21 protein-coding genes are annotated in these 19796 nt (G+C 68.9%); 6 read left to right on the plus strand and 15 right to left on the minus strand.

Annotated elements, in window-relative coordinates; all coding sequences use genetic code 11:
- Nucleotide 1: 1 nt before the first annotated feature.
- A complete protein-coding gene (locus JJB11_RS19055; protein WP_201175091.1) occupies nucleotides 2–367 on the minus strand; it encodes a protocatechuate 4,5-dioxygenase subunit alpha in 366 nt (121 codons plus the stop codon).
- Between the two features lie 190 nt (nucleotides 368–557).
- Between JJB11_RS19055 and JJB11_RS19060 the strand changes: the two genes are divergently transcribed.
- The 3 genes from JJB11_RS19060 to JJB11_RS19070 are packed head-to-tail and all read left to right on the plus strand — an operon-like array spanning nucleotide 558 to nucleotide 3000.
- Nucleotides 558–2219: an FAD-dependent oxidoreductase gene (locus tag JJB11_RS19060; protein WP_201175093.1), complete on the plus strand. Its 1662-nt coding sequence runs from the start codon at nucleotides 558–560 to the stop codon at nucleotides 2217–2219.
- Nucleotides 2220–2230: 11 nt separating this feature from the next.
- Nucleotides 2231–2455 carry a DUF2783 domain-containing protein gene (locus tag JJB11_RS19065; protein ID WP_201175095.1) on the plus strand — a complete coding sequence of 75 codons (225 nt, stop codon included), beginning with the start codon at nucleotides 2231–2233 and terminating at the stop codon, nucleotides 2453–2455.
- 11 nt (nucleotides 2456–2466) lie between these two features.
- A complete protein-coding gene (locus JJB11_RS19070) occupies nucleotides 2467–3000 on the plus strand; it encodes a VOC family protein (RefSeq protein ID WP_201175097.1) in 534 nt (177 codons plus the stop codon).
- 110 nt (nucleotides 3001–3110) lie between these two features.
- On the opposite strand, the gene JJB11_RS19075 is transcribed toward JJB11_RS19070, so the two are convergent.
- The 6 genes from JJB11_RS19075 to JJB11_RS19100 form a co-directional block, all read right to left on the minus strand.
- Nucleotides 3111–3905, minus strand: coding sequence for an enoyl-CoA hydratase (locus tag JJB11_RS19075; RefSeq protein WP_201175099.1), 795 nt, complete (start codon nucleotides 3903–3905; stop codon nucleotides 3111–3113).
- Nucleotides 3902–5107, minus strand: coding sequence for a CaiB/BaiF CoA transferase family protein (locus tag JJB11_RS19080; RefSeq protein WP_201175101.1), 1206 nt, complete (start codon nucleotides 5105–5107; stop codon nucleotides 3902–3904). The genes JJB11_RS19075 and JJB11_RS19080 overlap by 4 nt, the downstream gene beginning before the upstream one ends.
- A gap of 7 nt (nucleotides 5108–5114) precedes the next feature.
- Entirely contained in the window at nucleotides 5115–6191 is a 1077-nt protein-coding gene (locus JJB11_RS19085; RefSeq protein WP_201175103.1) for an ABC transporter ATP-binding protein, read from the minus strand.
- A gap of 16 nt (nucleotides 6192–6207) precedes the next feature.
- The gene (locus JJB11_RS19090) at nucleotides 6208–7950 is read right to left on the minus strand and encodes an ABC transporter permease (RefSeq protein ID WP_201175105.1); all 1743 of its coding nucleotides are present in this window, start codon (nucleotides 7948–7950) and stop codon (nucleotides 6208–6210) included.
- Between the two features lie 18 nt (nucleotides 7951–7968).
- Complete coding sequence (locus tag JJB11_RS19095) at nucleotides 7969–9015, minus strand: ABC transporter substrate-binding protein (protein ID WP_201175107.1); 1047 nt, start codon at nucleotides 9013–9015, stop codon at nucleotides 7969–7971.
- Between the two features lie 182 nt (nucleotides 9016–9197).
- Complete coding sequence (locus JJB11_RS19100) at nucleotides 9198–10199, minus strand: aldo/keto reductase (protein WP_201175111.1); 1002 nt, start codon at nucleotides 10197–10199, stop codon at nucleotides 9198–9200.
- Between the two features lie 160 nt (nucleotides 10200–10359).
- Here JJB11_RS19100 and JJB11_RS19105 point away from each other — a divergent pair, with 160 nt between their 5' ends.
- Complete coding sequence (locus tag JJB11_RS19105; protein WP_201175131.1) at nucleotides 10360–10848, plus strand: RcnB family protein; 489 nt, start codon at nucleotides 10360–10362, stop codon at nucleotides 10846–10848.
- A gap of 69 nt (nucleotides 10849–10917) precedes the next feature.
- On the opposite strand, the gene JJB11_RS19110 is transcribed toward JJB11_RS19105, so the two are convergent.
- The 5 genes from JJB11_RS19110 to JJB11_RS19130 all read right to left on the minus strand — a co-directional run bounded on the left by JJB11_RS19110 (nucleotide 10918) and on the right by JJB11_RS19130 (nucleotide 14581).
- A complete protein-coding gene (locus tag JJB11_RS19110; RefSeq protein WP_201175133.1) occupies nucleotides 10918–11460 on the minus strand; it encodes a hypothetical protein in 543 nt (180 codons plus the stop codon).
- A gap of 235 nt (nucleotides 11461–11695) precedes the next feature.
- A complete protein-coding gene (locus JJB11_RS19115; protein ID WP_201175135.1) occupies nucleotides 11696–11878 on the minus strand; it encodes a hypothetical protein in 183 nt (60 codons plus the stop codon).
- Between the two features lie 103 nt (nucleotides 11879–11981).
- Nucleotides 11982–13100 carry a CoA transferase gene (locus JJB11_RS19120; RefSeq protein WP_201175137.1) on the minus strand — a complete coding sequence of 373 codons (1119 nt, stop codon included), beginning with the start codon at nucleotides 13098–13100 and terminating at the stop codon, nucleotides 11982–11984.
- A 4-nt stretch (nucleotides 13101–13104) separates the two neighbouring features.
- Complete coding sequence (locus JJB11_RS19125) at nucleotides 13105–14085, minus strand: Bug family tripartite tricarboxylate transporter substrate binding protein (RefSeq protein ID WP_201175139.1); 981 nt, start codon at nucleotides 14083–14085, stop codon at nucleotides 13105–13107.
- 64 nt (nucleotides 14086–14149) lie between these two features.
- Nucleotides 14150–14581, minus strand: coding sequence for a bacteriohemerythrin (locus JJB11_RS19130; RefSeq protein ID WP_201175141.1), 432 nt, complete (start codon nucleotides 14579–14581; stop codon nucleotides 14150–14152).
- 130 nt (nucleotides 14582–14711) lie between these two features.
- On the opposite strand from JJB11_RS19130, the gene JJB11_RS19135 reads away from it, so the two are divergent.
- Together JJB11_RS19135 and JJB11_RS19140 are read left to right on the plus strand one after the other, a co-directional pair.
- Entirely contained in the window at nucleotides 14712–16025 is a 1314-nt protein-coding gene (locus tag JJB11_RS19135) for a Rieske 2Fe-2S domain-containing protein (RefSeq protein WP_201175149.1), read from the plus strand.
- An 8-nt stretch (nucleotides 16026–16033) separates the two neighbouring features.
- Nucleotides 16034–17335 carry a CaiB/BaiF CoA transferase family protein gene (locus tag JJB11_RS19140; protein WP_201175151.1) on the plus strand — a complete coding sequence of 434 codons (1302 nt, stop codon included), beginning with the start codon at nucleotides 16034–16036 and terminating at the stop codon, nucleotides 17333–17335.
- An 18-nt stretch (nucleotides 17336–17353) separates the two neighbouring features.
- Here JJB11_RS19140 and JJB11_RS19145 read toward each other — a convergent pair whose 3' ends face one another.
- The 3 genes from JJB11_RS19145 to JJB11_RS19155 are packed head-to-tail and all read right to left on the minus strand — an operon-like array spanning nucleotide 17354 to nucleotide 19766.
- The gene (locus tag JJB11_RS19145) at nucleotides 17354–18094 is read right to left on the minus strand and encodes a FadR/GntR family transcriptional regulator (RefSeq protein ID WP_201175153.1); all 741 of its coding nucleotides are present in this window, start codon (nucleotides 18092–18094) and stop codon (nucleotides 17354–17356) included.
- 32 nt (nucleotides 18095–18126) lie between these two features.
- Nucleotides 18127–18570 carry an OB-fold domain-containing protein gene (locus JJB11_RS19150; RefSeq protein WP_201175161.1) on the minus strand — a complete coding sequence of 148 codons (444 nt, stop codon included), beginning with the start codon at nucleotides 18568–18570 and terminating at the stop codon, nucleotides 18127–18129.
- Nucleotides 18567–19766 (minus strand): thiolase C-terminal domain-containing protein, encoded by a 1200-nt coding sequence (locus JJB11_RS19155; RefSeq protein ID WP_201175163.1) that lies wholly within the window; start codon nucleotides 19764–19766, stop codon nucleotides 18567–18569. The genes JJB11_RS19150 and JJB11_RS19155 overlap by 4 nt, the downstream gene beginning before the upstream one ends.
- Between the last annotated feature and the right edge of the window lie 30 nt (nucleotides 19767–19796).

Below are 19796 nucleotides of genomic sequence, written 5' to 3' on the forward strand. Positions count from 1 at the left end.
TTCAGGCGGCGAGCCGCGTTGGTTGCTCGTTCTGTCGCACCAGGCGCGCCTTGAACTCCTCTTTCGACAAGCCGGTTTGCGCGGCTCCCAGGTCCTGCACGTCGAGACCCAGGATGCCGGCGAATTTCGCGAGGTAGTAGACGTTGCCTCCCGCCGCGAGCAGACCCAGCACGTCGCGCTTGCGGATCGCCTCGGCCTGCACGCCCTGGACGCCGTAGCGGCGCATGTAGCCCTCCTCGTCCGCCTTGAAGGCGTCGCGGTTGGCCTGCTCGTTGAACGAGAAGCACATGCGGTTCAGGGCGTAGCCCTTGCGCGCCTGCTCGCCGTCGAAGATGGTGGTACCGAAGATGGCGGGCGGCCGGTCCATGCGTGTCTCCTGTTTGCGCCGGAGTATCCCGGCACGGCGCGCCGGCTCGCCTGACGCAGGTCAAGGTTCGGGGTGGAGTTGATCCTCGTCAAAGGTGCTGCGATTACGATTAGTGAAACGCATTTCTCATTGGTAAATTTGCGTGGATCGCGGCGAGAGACCGCACAGACCGCCACCAGGAGACGCGCCCATGGGGACCCACACGTACCCGCGCTTCGCGACGAAGGCGCCGGACGACCTGCGCACGCAGCCGCCGCAGCGCCGGCCCCTGATCGTGATCGGCGCGGGGCCGGTGGGTCTGGCCGCAGCCATCGATGCGCGCCTGCAAGGCCTGCCGGTCCTGCTGTTCGACGAGGACGACTCCGTCTCGATCGGCTCGCGTGCGGTCTGCTACGCGAAGCGCGCGCTGGAGATCCTGGACCGCCTCGGCGTCGGTGACGCGGTGTGCGAGCGCGGCGTCGGCTGGAACGTGGGCCGCACCTTCTTCCGCGAGCAGGAGGTCTACCGATTCGACCTCGTGCCCGAGCCCGGGCACAAGCGGCCCGGCATGATCAACCTGCAGCAGTACCACCTCGAGGAGATGCTGGTCGCGCGCGCGCAGCAGCTCGGCGTGGACCTGCGCTGGAAGTACAAGGTGGTCTCGGTGCAGCCGGCGGTCGACCACGTGAAGCTGCAGGTGGAGACGCCCGAGGGCGTGTTCGCGATCGAGGCGGACTGGCTCATTGCCGCCGACGGCGCGCGCTCGGCCACGCGCCGCATGCTGGGCCTCGACGTCGACGGCCGCATCTTCATGGACCGCTTCCTGATCGCGGACGTGGTGATGCAGGCCGACTGGCCGGCCGAGCGCTGGCTCTGGTTCGACCCGCCCTTCCACCCGAACCAGACCGTGCTGCTGCACAAGCAGGCCGACAACGTCTGGCGCATCGACTTCCAGCTCGGATGGGACGCCGATCCCGAAGAGGAGAAGAAGCCGGAGAAGGTCATCCCGCGCATCCGCGCGATGCTCGGCGACGCACGTCCGTTCGAGCTGGAGTGGGTCAGCATCTACACCTTCCAGTGCCGCCGCATGAAGGACTTCCGCCACGGGCGCGTGCTGTTCGTCGGCGATGCCGCGCACCAGGTCTCGCCGTTCGGTGCGCGCGGCGCCAACTCCGGCTTCCAGGACACCGACGACCTGCTGTGGAAACTCCGGCTGGTGATCGAGGGCAAGGCGCCCGATTCGCTGCTGGACACCTACAGCACGGACCGGGTCTACGCGGCCGACGAGAACCTGATGAACTCCACCCGCTCCACGGACTTCATCACGCCCAAGAGCCGCGCGAGCAAGACCTTCCGCAACGCGGTGCTGGAGCTCGCGCGCGAGCATCCGTTCGCGCGCAAGCTGGTGAACTCGGGGCGCCTGTCCGTGCCCAGCTATCTCGTCGCGTCGCGGCTGAACACACCGGACGCGGAACACTTCGACGGGGACATGGTGCCCGGCGCCCCGATGGCCGATGCGCCCGTGGCAGTCGCCGGTACGCCCGCGTGGCTGCTGGACCAGGTCGGCGGCCGCTTCGTGCTGCTGCTGTTCCTCAGCGACACGGGCAAGCTCACGCCGTCCTGGCGCGACCGCCTCGATGCGCTGGCGCAAGGGCCCATCCCGGTCGAGACGGTGATCGTCACGCCGCAGGGCGGCGAAGTGCGCGGCCTGCGCGTGCTGGCCGACCCGCAAGGGCTGGTCGCGCGGCGCTACGACGCCTCCGCCGGCACCGCCTACCTTCTGCGGCCGGACCAGCACGTCGCCGCGCGCTGGCGCACCTTCGAACCCGCGCGCGTGCAAGCCGCCCTCGCGCGCGCCACCTGCAACGACTGAAAGGCCACGCCATGCCGCTGCAACTGCAAGCCCGTTTCCAGGAACCCGGCAAGCGCTACTTCCGCGACTTCAGCCCGGGCGACGATTTCTACGAGGCGCTGATCGATGCGCATCGCGACCTGAGCGACGAGGAAAGCGAGCGGCTCAACGCGCGCCTGATCCTGCTGCTCTCCAACCACATCGGCGACATCGCGGTGCTCAGGGAAGCACTGGCGCTGGCCCGCCGCGAAGCCTGAAGGAGCCAACCATGAACATCCGCAAGATCCACCACGTCGCCTACCGCTGCAAGGACGCCAAAGAGACCGTCGAGTGGTACGGCAAGCACCTGGGCATGAAATTCGTGCTGGCCATCGCCGAGAACCACGTGCCCTCCACGCACGAGCCCGATCCGTACATGCACGTGTTCCTCGATGCCGGCAACGGCAACGTCCTCGCCTTCTTCGAGATCCCCAAGTCGCCTCCGATGGGCCGCGACACCAACACCCCCGCGTGGGTGCAGCACATCGCCTTCGAGGTCGGCAGCGTGCAGGAGCTCGAAGACGCCAAGGCCCGCCTGCAGGCCGACGGCATCCCGGTGGTGGGCGTCACCGACCACACCATCTTCAAGTCGATCTACTTCCACGACCCGAACGGCCACCGCGTCGAACTCGCCGCGAACACGGGCACGCCGGAGATGTACAAGCGGCTCGACGAAGTGAAGGTGGCGATGCTGGAAGAGTGGAGCCGCACCAAGCGCGCGCCCAAGCATGCGGCGTGGATGCACGAGAAGGAATTTGCGTGAAGCTGCTGGGGTTCCCTTCGGTCACCACCAGCCTACGGGTGCATTCATAGGGTGGGGTTGAGCACCAGGCATTCGTAGGCTGGCGGTGAGCGCCAGCGAACCCCAGCGCTTCACCGCCCCGTGAATTTCGGCTTGCGCTTTTCCATGAAGGCCTGCCGGCCTTCGACGTAGTCGGCGCTGGCGAAGCAGCGGTCCACCACCGCCTTGCACAGCGCCACGTTGCGCTCCGACTCGTCCTTCAGGGTCTGGGCGACCAGCGTCTTGATGGACGCCACCGTCAGCGGCGCATTCGCAGCGATGCGCTCGGCATACCCGCGCACGAACGCTTCGAGTTCGTCGACGGGCACCACGCGGTTCACCAGCCCCATCGTCACGGCCTCTTCCACCGTGAACTGGCGGGCCGTGTAGAAGATCTCGCGCGCGAAGGACGGGCCGACCACGTCCACGAGCTTGCGCACCCCCTCGAATTCGTAGCCCAGCCCCAGCTTCGCTGCCGGCACGGCGAAGCTCGAGCCCTGCGCGGCGATGCGCAGGTCGCACGACAGCGCCACCGACACGCCGCCGCCCACGCAGTAGCCGCGGATCATCGCGATGGTCGGCTTGTTCACGTCGTGCAGCGCGGCGGTGGCGGCGTGCGAAACGGCGTTGTACGCAGCGATGTTCTCCGCGTTGGAGCGCTTCTCCTCGAACTCCGAGATGTCGGCGCCGGAGACGAACGCCTTGTCGCCGGCGCCTTTCAGCACGATCACGCGCACTTCGTCATCCTCGGCGAACGCGGTGACCGCATCGAAGAGCCCTTGCCACATCGGCAGCGACACCGCGTTGTGCCGCGCCGGGTTGTTGAACGTGATCCAGCCGATCGCGCCATCCTTCTGCGCGATCATGCGCTCGGTCTGCAGCTTCATGCCTTGGCTCCGGTGGATTTCACGACGCCTTCGGCCAGCAGGCCGCGCACCTGGCTGTCGCTGTAGCCGGCTTCGCGCAGGACCTCCTCGGTGTGCTGGCCATGCAGCGGCGCGGGCTTGCGGATCTGCGTCAGCTCGCCATCCGACTTCAGCGGCAGGCCCAGCGTCTTCATCGGTCCGATCACGGGATGGTCGATGTCGTACACCATCCGGCGGTGCTGCACCTGCGGGTCCGCCAGCGTCTGGTCGTAGGTGTAGACGGGACCGCCCGGCACGCCGGCCGCGTCCAGCTTCGCCACCCAGTGCGCCGTCGGCTGCGTAACGAGGATGGATTCGATCAGCTCCTCCAGCGCGTCGGCGTTCTTCACCCGCAGCGGATTGCGCTCGAAGCGCGGGTCCACCAGCCACTGCGGCTGCTCGACGACCTGCGTCACGAAGGCGCGCCAGAGCTTGTCGCCGCTCGCGCCCACGGTGACGTAGCCGTCCTGCGACCGGAACGCCTGGTACGGCGCAGAGCGGCGGTGCCGCGTGCCGGTGGCGGTCGGCAGTTCGCCGGAGCCGAAGTACGCGCCGAACTCCCAGATGCTCCACGCCAGCCCTGCTTCCAGCAGCGAGGTCTCGAGGTACTGGCCCTGGCCGTGGCGCAGCTTGCCGATGAAGGCGCCCAGGATGCCGTAGAGCGTCGTCACGCCGCAGGCGATGTCGTTCATCGCGATGCCGACCTTGGCCGGACGCCCGCCCGGATAGCCGGTCATCATCATCACGCCCGACATGCCTTGCGCGATGATGTCGAAGCCGCCCTTGCGCCCGTAGGGGCCGGTCTGTCCGAAGCCGGACATCGACGCATAGATCAGCGACGGGTTCAGCTTCTTCAGGTCGTCGTAGGCGATGCCCAGCTTCTTCACGACGCCGGGGCGGAAGTTCTCGATCACGATGTCGCTGCGCGCCGCGAGCTTCATCACGATGTCCTTGCCCTGCGGCGACTTCAGGTCCACCGCGATGCTCTTCTTGTTGCGGTTCAGGACCGCGAAGCAGTACGACTCGCCGTTCACCTGGGGCTCGAAGTGGCGCGTGCTGTCGCCCTCCAGGCTTTCCAGCTTGACGACCTCGGCGCCGAGGTCGCCCAGCACCATGGTGCAGTAGGGACCGGCCATCACGTTGGTCAGGTCGAGGACGCGGACGCCTTCCAGGGGCAGCGGCATGGTGGAACTATCCTTGGTTCAGAACGGTGATCTGCGAGGTGTCGATCTCGGCGTAGAGGGTCTGCCCCACTTCGAACACGTCGCCGGGGCGGGCGGTCACGCGCAGCGGCTCGAGCGCGGGTGCCAGCCGCACATGGTAGTCCCAGGACTCGCCCAGGTAGGAGCGCCGCTGGATGCTCGCCTCGACGCAGCAATGCCCGTCGCGACCCGCCGGCCTCTCGCGCAGCAGCTGGATGCATTGCGGCCGGATCGAGACCTGCACCTCCTGCGGCAAGGCCGTGCCCCCGGCCAGGTCGCGCACCGGCAGGAAGAAGCCGCCGAAATCGACGCGGTCGTCGCGCCGCGCGCCCGTGAGGAAGTTGCTGCGCCCGATGAAGCCGGCCACGAAGCGCGTGCGCGGGTTGCGGTACAGCTCGAAGGGCGCGTCGAGCTGCTCGATGCGGCCCTTGTTCATCACGGCGATGCGGTCCGAGGTCACCATGGCTTCGGCCTGGTCGTGCGTGACGTAGACCATGGTCATCTGGAACTCGTCGTGCAGGCGCCGGATCTCGTAACGCATTTCCTCGCGCAAGTTGGCGTCGAGGTTGGAAAGCGGCTCGTCGAGCAGCAGCACCGAAGGCTTCACGACGATGGCGCGCGCGAGCGCGACGCGCTGCTGCTGGCCGCCGCTCAACTCCGCCGGGTAGCGGTCGCGCAAGGCCCGCAGCTGCACCACGTCGAGGATGTCATCCACCCGCTTCCTGGCGTCCGCCGCGGGCACCTTCTGCAGCTTCAGGCCGAAGGCGACGTTCTCCGCCACGGTCATGTTCGGCCAGATCGCGTAGCTCTGGAAGATCATGGACATCTGCCGCTTCTCCGGCGGCAGGCTGGACTGGGCCGAGGAGATCACCTTGCCATCCACCTCGATCGTCCCCGCCGTGGGCGTGATGAAGCCCGCGATCATGCGCAGCGTGGTCGTCTTGCCGCAGCCCGAAGGGCCCAGCAGGGACACCAGCTCGCCTTCGCGCAGCGACAGGTTCAGGCCGTCGACGGCCGTGAAGCTCCCGAACGTCCGCGACACATTTCTCAAGACCAGCTGGCTCAACTTGGCATCCTCCTGCTCACGTCACCGTCCTGCGCATCATGAAGTCCCGCCCCAGCAGCTTGAAGCCCACCAGTACCAGCGTGACGGTGATCACGACCAGCACCAGGCCGATGGAGGCGAGCATCTCGAAGTTGCCTTCGTCGCTCTTGTCGAACAGCAGCACGGACAGGACCTGCGTGTTGATCGAGTACAGGAAGATCGCCGTGCTCAACTCGCGCGTCGCCGGGATGAACACCAGGATGAACGCGCCGGCGAGGCTGCGCTTCAGCATGGGAAGCACGACGTGGCGGACGGCCGTCAGCCGCGAGCCGCCCAGGGTGCGCACGGCCTCTTCCAGCTCCGGGTTGATGCTGCGGATCGCCGCACTGCTGTTCACGAAGGCGATCGGCAGGAAGCGCGTGGTGAAGGCGAGGATCAGGATCCACGCCGTCCCGTACAGCAGGAAGGGCGGCCGGGTGTAGGCCGCGTAGAAGCCGATCGCCAGCACGATGCCCGGCACCACGAACGGCGCCATGGTGAGGAAGGACAGGACGCTGCCCACGTGCCGGTTCACCAGGTTGCGGTTCACCACGTAGGCGATGCACAGGGCGAGAACCACGGCGATGACGGAGGCCGTGCCCGCATACAGGAAGGTGTGCCAGGTGGCCGTGCGGGTGAGCGCGTTCTCGAACACGATCGCGCGCACGTTGTCCAGCGTGAGGTTGTCCCACGCGAAGCCGCGCCCCCATGCCTTGGCGAACGCGGCCTGGCAGACCACCACCAGCGGCATGAAAAACGAGAGTGTCGTGACGAACAGGCAGTAGCCCAGCGCCAGCCACTTCCAGGGACCCAGCGCGATCGCACGCCGCTCGCCGCCCTTGCCCGTGAGCGACACGTAGCCCTTGCGATGCGTGATGCGCCGCTGCAGCCAGAAGAGCGCCACGGTGATCAGCAGCAGCGGCATTGCATACGCGGCCGCAACGCCCACGCGCGGCGGGAACTCGAAGAACTGCCACAGCTGCGTGGTGACGACGTGGAAGCGTCCGGGCAAGGCCAGCAGCGCCGGCGAGCCGAACAGGGCGATCGCTTCCAGGAACACCAGGATGAACGCGCCCAGGATCGACGGCAGCACCAAGGGCAGCGTGATCAGCAGCGAGGTGCGCAGGTTGCTGGCACCGAGGATGTTGGCGGCGTCCTCCATCTCGGAGGACACGAGGTCGAGCGCGGACTTGGTCAGCACCACCACGTAGGGGAAGCTGTAGCAGGCCACCACCAGCACCAGCCCCGGCATCGAATAGATGTTGAACGGGCGCGTGCCGAACAGCCACCGCGCGGCCTGGTTCAGCCACCCGGCATGCGGGCCGGCGAGCAGGATCCAGGCGACGGCGCCGAGGTAAGGCGGGATGATGAAGGTGCCCAGGATCGCGACCCACACCAGCGGCTTGCCCGGCATGTCGGTGCGCGACAGCGCCCACGCCAGCGGCACGCCGAAGGCCAGGCACAGCAAGCCGGAGGAGAGCCCCAGCACGAGCGAGTTCCCGAGCGCCTCCAGGTGGCGGTGGTTGCGATAGGCCGCGGCGTAGTTCGCCAGCGTGAACGCGCCGCCCTCGTCCTGGAAGCTGACGACGAACAGGCGCAGCAACGGGTTGAGCACCAGCACCGCGAGGATCGCGATGGCCAGGATCCACAGCAGCGAGCTGCGGTCCCAGTGCCGCCAGCGCTGCGCCCAACCCTCGCCCGCGGCCGCTTCCGCCAGGGGCGTCGATTCAGCGTAAGCCATCCGTCGAGGGGCCGGCGCTCAGATGCCGAAGGTTTCGCGGAACTTCTGCTTCACCTCGGGGATGCCCCGGGCGATCTCGTCCTCGGTGGGGCGCACCACCTTGATCTGCTCCAGCGGCTTGGCGCCCGGCGCCGCCGCGACGCCCTTGACCACCGACAGGTTGTGCGACTTCACCTGCACCTCGGCGGCCTCCTTGCTCAGGAGGAACTCCATGTACAGCTTGGCCGCGTTGGGCGAAGGTGCGTTCTTGGGGATCGCGCTCGGCGACACCATCAGCAGTGCGCCGTCGGTGGGATAGATCACCCCCAGCGGGTTGCCCTTGTCGCGCGAGAGCAGGGTCGTGCCCTCCGGTCCTGCGGCGACCACGCGCTCCTTGGAGTTGAGCATCGTCACCGTGTCGTTCACGGAGCGGCCGATCTGCGGTTCGTTCTTCTCCAGCTTGGTGAAGTAGTCCCAGCCATAGAGCTTCTGCATCAGCACGACCCAGGTGCCCACGTAGCCGCTGAAGGCGGGGTGGCCGATGGAGACCTTGCCCTTCCACTTGGGATCCAGCAGGTCGGGCCAGTTCTTCGGCGCTTCCTTCTCGCTCACCACGCTGGTGTTGTAGGTCAGGGCCATCAGGGCCGCAGCGGTCACCCAGTAATCACCGTCCTTGTCGTTGTACGGCTTGAGCGAGTCCACCATGTTGGCCTCGTTGTGCGGGCGGTACTGCATCAGCAGGCCCTTCTTCTTCATCTCCGGGTAGTGGCTCACGTCCGTGCTGCTGAAGATCGACGCGACCGGCGCATTCGCCTGCAGGTCCTGCTGGAAGCGCTGATAGGCCACCTGCGCGGTGGTGCGCACGAAGTTGCACTTGAGGCCGGCGTACTTCTGCTCGAACGCGGCGCACAGCGACTGCGCGTCCTCCGTGTTGTAGTGCGCCGTGTACACCGTGATCGGCTTTTCCTTCTTCGCCGCCTCGTAGAGGTCCTTCTCCCACGGTTGCATCTGGGCGCGGGCGGGCGTCGCCGCGATCAGCAGGCAGCCGGCGGCCGCGAGGGTCCAGTGCAGGAAAGTTCGTTTCATGGCGAGGTCTCCGCGGCACGATGCCGCATGCGTGACGTGCCACTCTAGGGCTCCCTCGGCCGCCGCGAATCAGCACTTACCTGAGGAAGCCGAAAGTTTTGCGGGAGGGCCCGCGCCGCGCCTGCGACGAATGGCGCGGCGCATCCATGGCGGGAGCTTGTGCAAAGCTCTGCCTTGCCGGCTCAGAACACCTCCGTGTCCACCTCGCGATTGGACTGATCGCTGTAGCGGTCGCCGGCCACCGTGTCCTGGTTGATCAGGGCCTCCAGGCTGGCGATGGTCCGTGGCGAGAGCCGCACGTCCGCCGCGGCCAGGTCCTCGCGCAGGTGCTCCACGCTCGTGGTTCCGGGAATCGGGATGATGTCCGGGCCCTTGTGCAGCAGCCAGGCCAGCGCGAGCTGCGCCGGCGTGCAGCCCGCCTCGCGCGCGATCGCCTTGTACGGCGGCAGCAATTGCAGGTTGCGCGCGTAGTTCTCCGGCGCGAAGCGCGGCATCGTCTTGCGGATGTCCTTTGCATCCAGGGTCGTCACGTCGTGCAGCGCGTCGCACAGGAAGCCGCGCGCGACCGGGCTGAACGCGACGAACGCCGCCCCGATCTCGCGGCAGGCGGCGAGCACGGCGATCTCCGGGTTGCGCGTCCACAGCGAGTACTCGGTCTGCACCGCCGCCACCGGGTGCACGGCGTGGGCCTTGCGGACGGTCGCGGCCGACACTTCGGACAGGCCGATGGCGCGTACCTTGCCCTGCCCCACCAGCCGGCTCAATGCGCCCACGCTCTCCTCGATCGGCACGCTCTTGTCCCAGCGGTGCAGGTAGTAAAGGTCGATGACGTCCGTCTGCAGGCGGCGCAGGCTGTCTTCGCAGTTGCGCCGGATCGCTTCGGGACGGCCGTCGATCACGCGGCGCGTGACGCCGTCGTCGCCGGTCACGCCCGCCATGCCGCCCTTGCTGCACAGCGTGATCTCGCGCCGGTGCGGCTTGAGCACCGGGCCAACGAGGCTTTCGTTGGCGCCGAACCCGTACAGGGCCGCCGTGTCGAACAGCGTCACGCCGGCATCGAGCGCGGCGTGCAGGACCTTCCTGCCTTGCTCCGGTGAAGGCGGCGTGCCATAGGCATGGCTGAGGTTCATGCAGCCGAGGCCGATGGCGGTGACGGTGAAGGGGCCGAGTTTTCTGGTGTGCATGGGCCTATTTTCACGCGAATCAGCAGGGTGTCGGTGCACACGCCGCTGCCTCGTAGGCGCGCTTCCCGGCCGCGTACGTCTGGTCAGACTCTTTGCGCGGCCTTGGCGCTACGGGACGGCCGCGGCGCGCATGATGGACTCACCAGAACAAGGAGTCCCCATGAAATCAAAACGCATCGTCTGCATGCTCACCGTCGCGGCCATGAGCTTCGGCTCGCTGTCCGCATTCGCGCAAGGCCGTGACGAGAACCGCGACCACGACCGCGGCGACCAGCGCTACGAGCGAGGCGCCATGGGCAACCGCGGCCACGACGAGGGCCGCAACGACCGCGGCGATGCGCGCGACGGCCACGACCGCCGTGACGAAGGCCGCTACGGGCATGACCGTCGCGACGAGGCCCGCTACGAGCACGAGCGCCGCGGCGACCACGATGTCTATTACTACGGCGCCCGCGGGCCCGAGTGGCACCGCGGCGGCCGGCTGCCCGCGCAGTACCGCGAGCACCAGTACGTGGTGGACAACTGGCACGAGCACCACCTGGCTCCGCCCCCGCGCGGCTACCACTGGGTGCAGGTCGGCAACGACTACGTGCTGGCGGCCATCGCCACCGGCGTCATCGCCCAACTGCTGTTGAACGGCAGCTACTGATCGGGCTTGCCACCCGATCGCGGCGCGTGGCCTCGGCCGCGTGGCGCAGCACCCAGCGTCCGGCCGGCCTCACTGGCCGCCGGACTGCTCTCCCTCGAGTTCGTTCAGCACGGCCTGCACGCTGGCACTCCAGCGCGGCTCGCTTGGCGGCTCGGACTGCGAGGACATGAGTTCGAGTTGCGTGATGGCGCCGCGAATGTCGCCGAGCACGGCGTCCGTCCGCACGCCGCCGGAGGCGTGGACCCACAGGCCGCCGAAGTGGCTCACGTCCATCAGCCACGTGGTGTCGAGCGACTGGCGCGTCTTCGCCTCCAGCACCGGCAGCGCGACCAGCAGCCGCAGGGACGTGCGCGCGTTCCACTTCACCAGGCGCAGCATGCCGAGGTAGACCGCGCGCCCGTCCTTCATGGTGCCGGCGGGCCGGACCTCGATGTCCACGGTCTCCGGAGGAATGCCCAGCCGCGACAGCTGCACGCGCACGACCTCTTCGTACTCGCGCTCCAGCCCCTCACCCGAGAGCTGCGAGCTGTACTGCGTGAGCGCCGAATCAGGCGTGGCTGCCTTCTTGGCTTTTTGCTTGTCTGGCGGCGCGCTTCGTTTCGAAAAAATCATGGTCTGCGAGGGTTGCTGCCGCATGGCAGGAGCGAACCGCAGCCCGACTTTAATGGACTTGCAATCGCGCGGGGCGATTTGATTGCGCGCGCGCAACGGTCAGGCCGGAATGAAGGCGCCCGCCGCAGCCATATTCGCGCAGCCGCATACAAACTGTCACACGACAAGAGCTGCGTCCCCAGGCGAATTGGCCCCGTTGCGCGTCCTGTGGCGCGCTGCGCCGCGCACACGGGACTCAGTCCTGCGACCGCTGCTTGGGCTCGTTGGGGTCGCGCCGCAATTCCTTGCGCCCTTCGCGCACCAGCCGAGCGGTGTCGTCCAGCACTTCGTCGTCGGAGGCAGCGGGAATCGGGCCGTCCTCGCGCAGCTTGGGATCCTCGCTGTCCGCGTCCTGGCCCGGCTTGTTTTCGTTCGGCATGGTGGCTCCTGGTCGAGCCCCCATTGTTGGGTGCGCGCTCGCCCTCCGCGTCGGCGCAATGGAACGGTGCGCGTAGGCTGCGGCGTACCGGGCGTGTCCGCGCTCAAGGCGCGGGGCCCGCAGCGGTCCAGTGCCCCAGCACCGCGTCCCAGTCCGCCGGCCCGCGCGGCGCGGCGCCCGCCTGCGACGGGGTGCGCGAGAAGCGCGGCGCCGGCGCGGGCTGCGCCACCCCGTCGACCGTGACGAACGCCTGCCGCGCCGCATTTTGCGGATGCCGCGCCGCGTCGGACAGCGACAGCACCGGTGCGCAGCATGCATCCGTGCCTTCCAGCAGATCGGTCCAGTCTTGCCGCGAACGCGAGCGGAAGATCGTCGCGAGCGCCGCGCGCAGCTCCGGCCAGCGGGCGCGGTCGTCCTGCGTGTCGCGCAGGTGCTCCGGCACGCCGATGCGCTCACACAGCTCGGCGAAGAACTGCGGCTCCAGCGCACCCACGCTCATGTGCCCGCCGTCCGCCGTTTCGTAGACCGCGTAGAACGGCGCGCCGCCATCGAGCAGGTTGCGCTCGCGTTCCTCCACGAAGCCGCCACGCAAGGCCATCGAGGCGAACAGGGACATCAGGCTCAGCGTGCCGTCGGTGATGGCGGCGTCGACCACCTGCCCGTGCCCGGACGTGCGCGCTTCGTGCAAGGCCGCGAGGATGCCCACCAGCAGGTAGAGGCTGCCGCCGCCGTAGTCGCCCACCAGGTTGAGGGGCGGGACCGGCCGGTCGTGCGGGCCGATGGCGTGCAGCGCACCAGATAGCGCGATGTAGTTGATGTCGTGGCCGGCCGCGTGCGCGAGCGGGCCGGTCTGTCCCCAGCCCGTCATGCGCGCGTAGACCAGCCGCGGGTTGCGCTCCGCGACCAGCTCGGGCCCGAGGCCGAGGCGCTCCATCACCCCGGGGCGGAAGCCCTCCACCAGGACGTCGGCGCCGTCCAGCAGGCGCAGCACGCGATCGCGGTCGGCAAGCGACTTGAGGTCCGCCTGGAGCACCGTGCGCCCGCGCCCGATGAACTGCGTGGCGTCCGCAAGCCTGGCGTTGGCACGCTGGATCGTGACGACCTCTGCGCCCATGTCGGCCAGCAGCATGCAGGCGAAGGGCGCCGGCCCGAGGCCCGCGAACTCCACGACCCGCAGCCCGCACAAGGGACCGACGCGCGCGGCTGCGTCCGGTACCGTCACGGCCTCAGTCCAGCTTGATGTTGGAGCGCCTGATCACCTGGCCCCACTGCGTCATCTCGTCGCGGATCAGCTGTTCCAGCTCCGCCGGCGTGCTGCTGCGCGCTTCCACGTCGCGCTCGGTGAAGAGCTTCTGCACTTCCGGCTTCGCAACGGCGTAGGCGACCGCGTCGTGCAGCCTGGCCACCACGGCGTCCGGCACGCCGGCCGGGGCCAGCACGCCGAACCACGCGATGCTGCGGAAGCCCGGCACCTCCTCGGCAATCGCCGGCAGGCCCGGTACCACGCTGGTCCGGGCGGAGGAGCCGACCGCAAGGTAGCGGACCTTGCCGGCATTCAGCATGGTGGCGCCATCGAGGCCGGTGACGAAGGCCGCTTGCAACTGGCCGCCGCCAAAGGCCGTCATCATCGGCGCGCCGCCGTTGTACGGGACGTGCGTGAGCTTCAGGCCGGCCAGGTGGTTGAAGTACTCGCCGGTCAGGTGCGACAGCGAGCCGACGCCGACCGAGCCGAAGTTCCAGCTGCTGCCGGACTGCTTCGCCGCCGCCAGGAACTCCTTCAGGTTCTTTGCCGGGTTGCTCGCGGAGACCGCGAGGATCATGGGCGTGATCACCGCCGTGGACACCGGGCGCAGGTCCTTGATCGGGTCGTACGGCGTCTTGCGCAGCAGGGGCAGGATCGCGTTGGGTCCGGAATTGCCGAACACCAGCGTGTAGCCATCGGGGGCCGCCTTGGCCACCGCGTCGGTGCCGATCATGCCGCCGGCGCCCGCCTTGTTGTCGATGACCACCGGCTGCTTGAGGTACTCCTGCAGCGCCGGCTGGATGGCACGCGCAACCTGGTCCGTGGTGCCGCCGGCCGCGTAGGGAACCACGATGTGGATCGGCCGCGAAGGATAGCTCTCCTGCGCGAGCGCCGAAGCCGCGGCGAAGGTGGAGAGCACGCCGGCGGCGCACAGGGCGAGGAGGTGGCGGCGGGATCGGGGCATGTTCTGTTGTCTCCTGGATGGCGAGCGGCAAAGCTTCAATGGTAGGACCATCGGAGCGAAAGCGTCAACCGCCGGAGCGCGGCCGCCTCTGCAGCACGACGGGCTTGCCGCCCAGCCGGCGCTTGCACATCCACGCCGCGAGCGCGGAATCCAGGTAATCGGCATGGCCGGGGAACCAGCGCGCGAGTTCGGCCACGAAGGAGCGCCCGATGTCGATGCGGCCCTGCGCCACGAGCGGCGCCACCTCGTCGGCCGACTTCAGCACCGCCGCGTGTTCGTCGACGTGGCAGTCGCCTGGCGGGAAGTCGGTCTCGCGCATCCAGGCGTCCTCGGCGCCGAAATGCGCGCGCAGGTGCGCGATGACTTCGGCCAGGCAGGCCGGAAACTCCGCGTCGGAACAGGCCTGGGCCCGCGCGATGATCGCGTCGAACTCGGCGTGGACGTCGTCCATGGGCGCGAAGCCCAGCACGACCGGATTGCGTTCATTCGCTTGCATCGTTGCCTCGCTGCGGCAGCGCTTCGCGCCGCGGGGTTGCGGACGCGCCAGGGCCGCCGGCGAAAAGTGGACAGCATAGCATCCCGCATGCAAAATAGCCCCAATGGTTGGACCATTCAAGGACGAGTGAATGTTGACACGTGAAGACAACGAACTGCTGGTGCGCGTCGGGCCCGAGACGGCCATGGGCAAGCTAATGCGGCTGTACTGGATCCCCTTCCTGCTGTCGCGCGACGTGGCCGCGGACGGCGCGCCCTATCGCGTGCGGCTGCTGGGCGAGGACCTGGTCGCGTTCCGCGACAGCGCCGGCCGCGTGGGCCTGGTGGACCAGGCGTGCCCGCACCGCGGCGCACCGCTGGTCTTCGGCCGCAACGAGGACGGCGGTCTGCGCTGCGTGTACCACGGCTGGAAATTCGCGGTGGACGGCGCCTGCCAGGAGATGCCGGCCGAAGCGGCGAACACGCCGATGCTGAAGAAGGTGCGGGTGAAGGCCTATCCCGTGCAGGAGCGCAATGGCGTGCTGTGGGCCTACATGGGTCCGGATGCCGTGCCGCCGCCGCTGCCCAGCCTGGAATGGAACATGGTGCCCGAGCAGAACGCGCACGTCTCCATGCGCATCCAGGAATGCAACTGGCTGCAGGCGCTGGAAGGCGAGGTCGACTCCGCGCACGCGGCCATCCTGCACGGGCGCGTGGACGCCGGCGGCAGCATCGACCAGTGGAAGCAGGCGGCGGACCTCGCGCCGAAGTTCGAGGTGACGCAGCACGAGGCCGGCGTGCACATCGCCTCGCGCCGGCAGGTCGGCAAGGAACAGAACTACATCCGGGTCAACCAGTTCCTCATGCCGTTCTGGACGCTGGTGCCGCCCTTCTCGCAATACCCGGAGCTGAGTGGCCACGCGTGGGTGCCGATCGACGACGAGCACACGCTGTGCATCATGTTCTCCTACCATCCGGCCCAGCCCTTCTACGAGAAGACGCGCAAGCTGTTCCGCGAGGGCCATAACGGCCGCGAGACCGGCCATGCCTCCGAGCACGCCTTCGAGCCGCGCCCGGTGACCGTGCCGTATGCGACCTACTGGAGCAAGTACAAGCGCGAGAACGCCTACGGCTACGACCCCGAGCTCGCGCGCAAGTACAACGCCGGCATGCCGGGCCTGTGGCTGCAGGACGCAGCCTGCCAGTCCGGCGTGACGGCGATCTACGACCGCAGCAAGGAGAACCTGGGCCTGAGCGACAGCGGCGTCATCCGCACGCGGCGGGTGCTGCTGGAAGCGGCGAAGAAACTGGCGCAGGAGGGCCAGCGGCCACCCTCCGTGGACGCCAGCGACAAGCTCCTGGTGCGGGCCATCTCCATCACCATCCCCGCCGGCGCCGACTGGATGGCCGCTGGCCGGGAATTCATGCGCGCCGAGCCGGGCAAGGATTTCGGCTACCAACCGTAAAGCAGTCCATGAGCGAACCCGAAGTTTCTCCCCTCGCCCGCCGCACCGCCGAGTTTCCCCCGCACACGCCCCGCCCCGCCGGCGCGCCGACCGCGTTGCAGGGCATCCGCGTCATCGACTTCTCGCACTTCATCGCCGGCCCGCTCGCCACGATGATGCTGGCCGACATGGGCGCCGACGTCATCAAGATCGAGCCGCCCGAGCGCGGCGACGAGTTGCGCTACTACCCTCCCGCGGTGCCGGGGCTGGAGCAGCAGGGCGGCCCCTTCACCTGGGGCAACCGCAACAAGCGCAGCTTCGCGCTGGACCTGAAGGCGCCGGCAGGCGCCGAGCTCGCGCGCCAGCTGATCGCGCAGGCCGACGTGGTCGTGGAGAACTTCTCCACCGGCGTGATGCAGCGCTTCGGCCTGGACTACGAGGCCTGCCGCAAGATCAATCCCAAGCTGGTGTACTGCTCGGTGTCGGCCTACGGGCGCGAAGGCCCGTTCGCCGACCGCCTCGGATTCGACCCGGTGGTCCAGGCCGAAAGCGGATTCGTCTCCATGAACGGCTATCCCGACCGCATGGGCGTGCGTTCGTCGTCGGCCGTGATGGACATCAGCACTGCGCTCATGACATGCAACGCCGTGCTCGGCGCCCTGCTCGCCCGCGAGCGCCAGGGCGAGGGCCAGTTCGTGGAGGTCGCGCTGTTCGACACCGGCCTGCTCATGACCGGCTGGGCCACCATGCAGCACCTCATCACCGGCCAGGAACCGCAGAGGCACGGCAACACCAGCGTGGACACCTGTCCTTCCGGCGTATTCGAGGCCTCGGACAAGGCGTTCTACATCAACTGCGGCAACGACAAGATCTTCCAGCGGCTCGCGCTGCAGGTGCTGGAGCGGCCCGACCTCGCGAACGACCCGGTGCTGAAGGACCGCAACGGCCGCATTGCCCGGCGCGACGAACTGTTCGCGCAGCTGAACGCCGCCTTCGCGCAGCATCCGTGGAGCCACTGGCAGGAGCGCATGCGCGCGGCGCAGATTCCCTGCGGCGAGGTGCGCACCGTGGGCGAAGCCATGCGCTCGCCGGAAGCGCGCGCGCGGCAGCTGGTCACCCGCATTCCGCATCCCACGCTGGGCGAAGTGCCGAACATCGCCTCGCCCATCCGCTACGCGCGCACGCCCATGGTCGACCCGGTCCCGGCGCCCGACGTGGGACAGCACACGGAGGCGGTGCTGCGCGAAGTCCTGCACCTGCCGCAGGAGCGCATAGCCGAACTCGCGCGCGCCGGCACCTTCGGCCGCCGGGTCACGCCCGGCGCGCGCTGAAGCCGCAGGCGCTGCCGCTCAGGCCGCGGCCTTCTGCTCGGTCCACAGCGCCAGGTACTGCGTATGCAGCCGCCGCAGGTGCCGCGACATCTCGGCCACCGCCGCATCGGCGTCGCGGCTGCGCAAGTGCTTCATGAAGCGCTTGCGCGAAGGCAGCGTGTACGGGTTCTCGCGCGGGCCGATCTTCTCGATGAACTTGCCGAACACCGCCATCACGCTTTCCATGGTGATCGCGATGATCGGGTTGCGCGTGGTGCGCGCCAGGAGCACGTGGAACTCGCGGTGCAGCTGCTGTCGTTCGTCGAAGCGGCCCGCTTCGTGCGCGCGCGTGGCGGCCGCGATGTTCGCTTCGAGCGCCTCGAAGTCCGCATCGGTCGCGCGTTCGCAGGCCACGCGCACCACGATGTCGTTGAGCCAGATCCGCGCTTCCGTCAGCTGCTGGGGCGTGATCGCGCCCAGGTGGTAGAGGTCGCTCAGGCCCGTCACGATCGCGCCGCCGCTGCCGGTGCGCACGAACGCGCCCCCGCTCGCGCCCTTGCGCATCTCGATCAGGCCCGCGTGTTCCAGCGTGCGCAGCGCTTCGCGCAGCGTGTTGCGGCTCACCCGCAGCCGCAGCGACAGGTCGCGCTCGGACGGCAGGCGGTCGCCGGGCTTGAGCCGGCCGTCCTCCACCATGGAGCGCACCTGGGCCGCGATTTCGTCCACGGCGCGCGCGGGAGAGATCGCTGCGAACGACAGGTCGGCGGCAGGAGCTTTCATGGGGGGGTGGCCGCGATTCTAGTGCCGCGGCCTCAGGCGCAGCGCCACTGCAGCAGCGAGAACGGCGGCGCAGCGTCGGCGTGATGCTCGAACACGCCGTTCACCTCGGCGCCGATGCGCACCTCCTGCAGCGGGTCGCCGAGCAGGTTGCCGACCATGCGCACGTTGCCCGCCTGGGGCAGTTCCACCAGCACGGCAACATAAGGACAGCGGTCCTTCAGCGCCGGATGCACCGGATGCCAGACGCGCTCCCAGCTGTAGATGCGGCCCTGCGGCCGCACCTCCACCCACGCGGGGTCGAACGCGTGGCAGCGGTGGCAGATGCACTCCGGCGCGAACTGCCACGCGCCGCACTGCGTGCAGCGCTGCACCAGCAGGCGGCCTTCGCGCAGCCCCGCCCAGTAAGGCGCCGAGATGCCATCGCTCTCCGGAACGGGGATGGGCAGGCCGGTCGGCAGGTAGGCGGCCGAACTCACTGGACCACCCTCCTCTCCAGTGCATCCTGCGAGCCCAGCAGCAGGTCGCTGGCCGGCGCCACCATCGGGCCGCCCACCACCAGCGCCACGTCGTTGCGCGCGACCGGATTGCACGAGGTGCCGCGCACCTGCCGCACTGCCTCCAGCACCAGCTCGAAGCCGTGCATGTAGCACTCGGCGAGGTTGCCGCCGCTGGTGTTCAGCGGCAGGCGGCCGCCCGCCGCCAGCAGGTTGTCGAGCGTGAGGAAGTCGTTCGCCTCTTCCGGCGCGAAGAAGCCGTGCTCCGCGAGCGCCATCACCACGCCGCCGGTGAAGTTCTCGTAGCACTGCACCACGCCCACGTCCGCGGGCGTGAGGCCCGCCATGCGATAGAGCTCGGGAGCCACGGTCGTGAAGTTCGCGGATGCGTAATCGGGCGAGTTGTGCGCCTGCGCGCCGAAGCGCTCGCTCGCGCCGGCAGCGGCGCCGAGGAGGTACACCGGCTCGTTCGGGAAGTCGCGCGCGCGTTCGGCGTCCACCAGCACCACGGCGGCCGCGCCGTCGTTTTCCATGCAGCAGTCGAACAGGTGGAAGGGCTCGACGATCCAGCGCGAGGCGTCGTAGCGCGCCGCATCGAGCGGCTTGCCGTGCATGAGGGCGCGCGGGTTGTTCTGCGCGTGCCGGTACGAGGCGAGCGCGATGGCGCGCAAGGCCTGCTGGCGCACGCCGTGCTCGTGCATGAAGCGGCGCACGCGCATCGCGAAGCGCTGCGGCGGTGCGATGACGCCGTAGGGCACCAGGTACGAACGCTCGCCCGCGACCGTGCCCGCCGCGCTCGCCTGCCCGAAGCGCCCGTACTGGCCCTGCGCGAGCGAGCGGAACACCACCACGCACTCGGCCTGCCCGGTCGCGATCGCGGCCGCGCCATTGGCGACGGCAGCGCAGCAGCCACCGCCGCCGCCGCCCCACTGCATCGTCGCCGAACGCAGGCGCGGCAGCCCCAGCGCGGCGGCGAGGCGGACCGCATCGCTGCGTTCCTCGCCATACGAGGCGAAGCCGTCGATGGCACGCGGGTCCAGTCCCGCGTCCCGGCACGCGGCCAGGATGGCCTGCAACGCCAGCTGGAATTCCGGGACGGGCGACTGGCCGTGCTTGTAGTACGGGCTCTCGCCGATGCCGACCACGGCGACACGGCCCCGCAGGGTGCGCTCAGCCAAGCGACACCTCTTGCGGACCGGGGCGGCGGC

Origin of the sequence: Ramlibacter ginsenosidimutans, assembly GCF_016654015.1 — a bacterium.
Taxonomy (GTDB): Bacteria; Pseudomonadota; Gammaproteobacteria; order Burkholderiales; family Burkholderiaceae_C; genus Ramlibacter; species Ramlibacter ginsenosidimutans.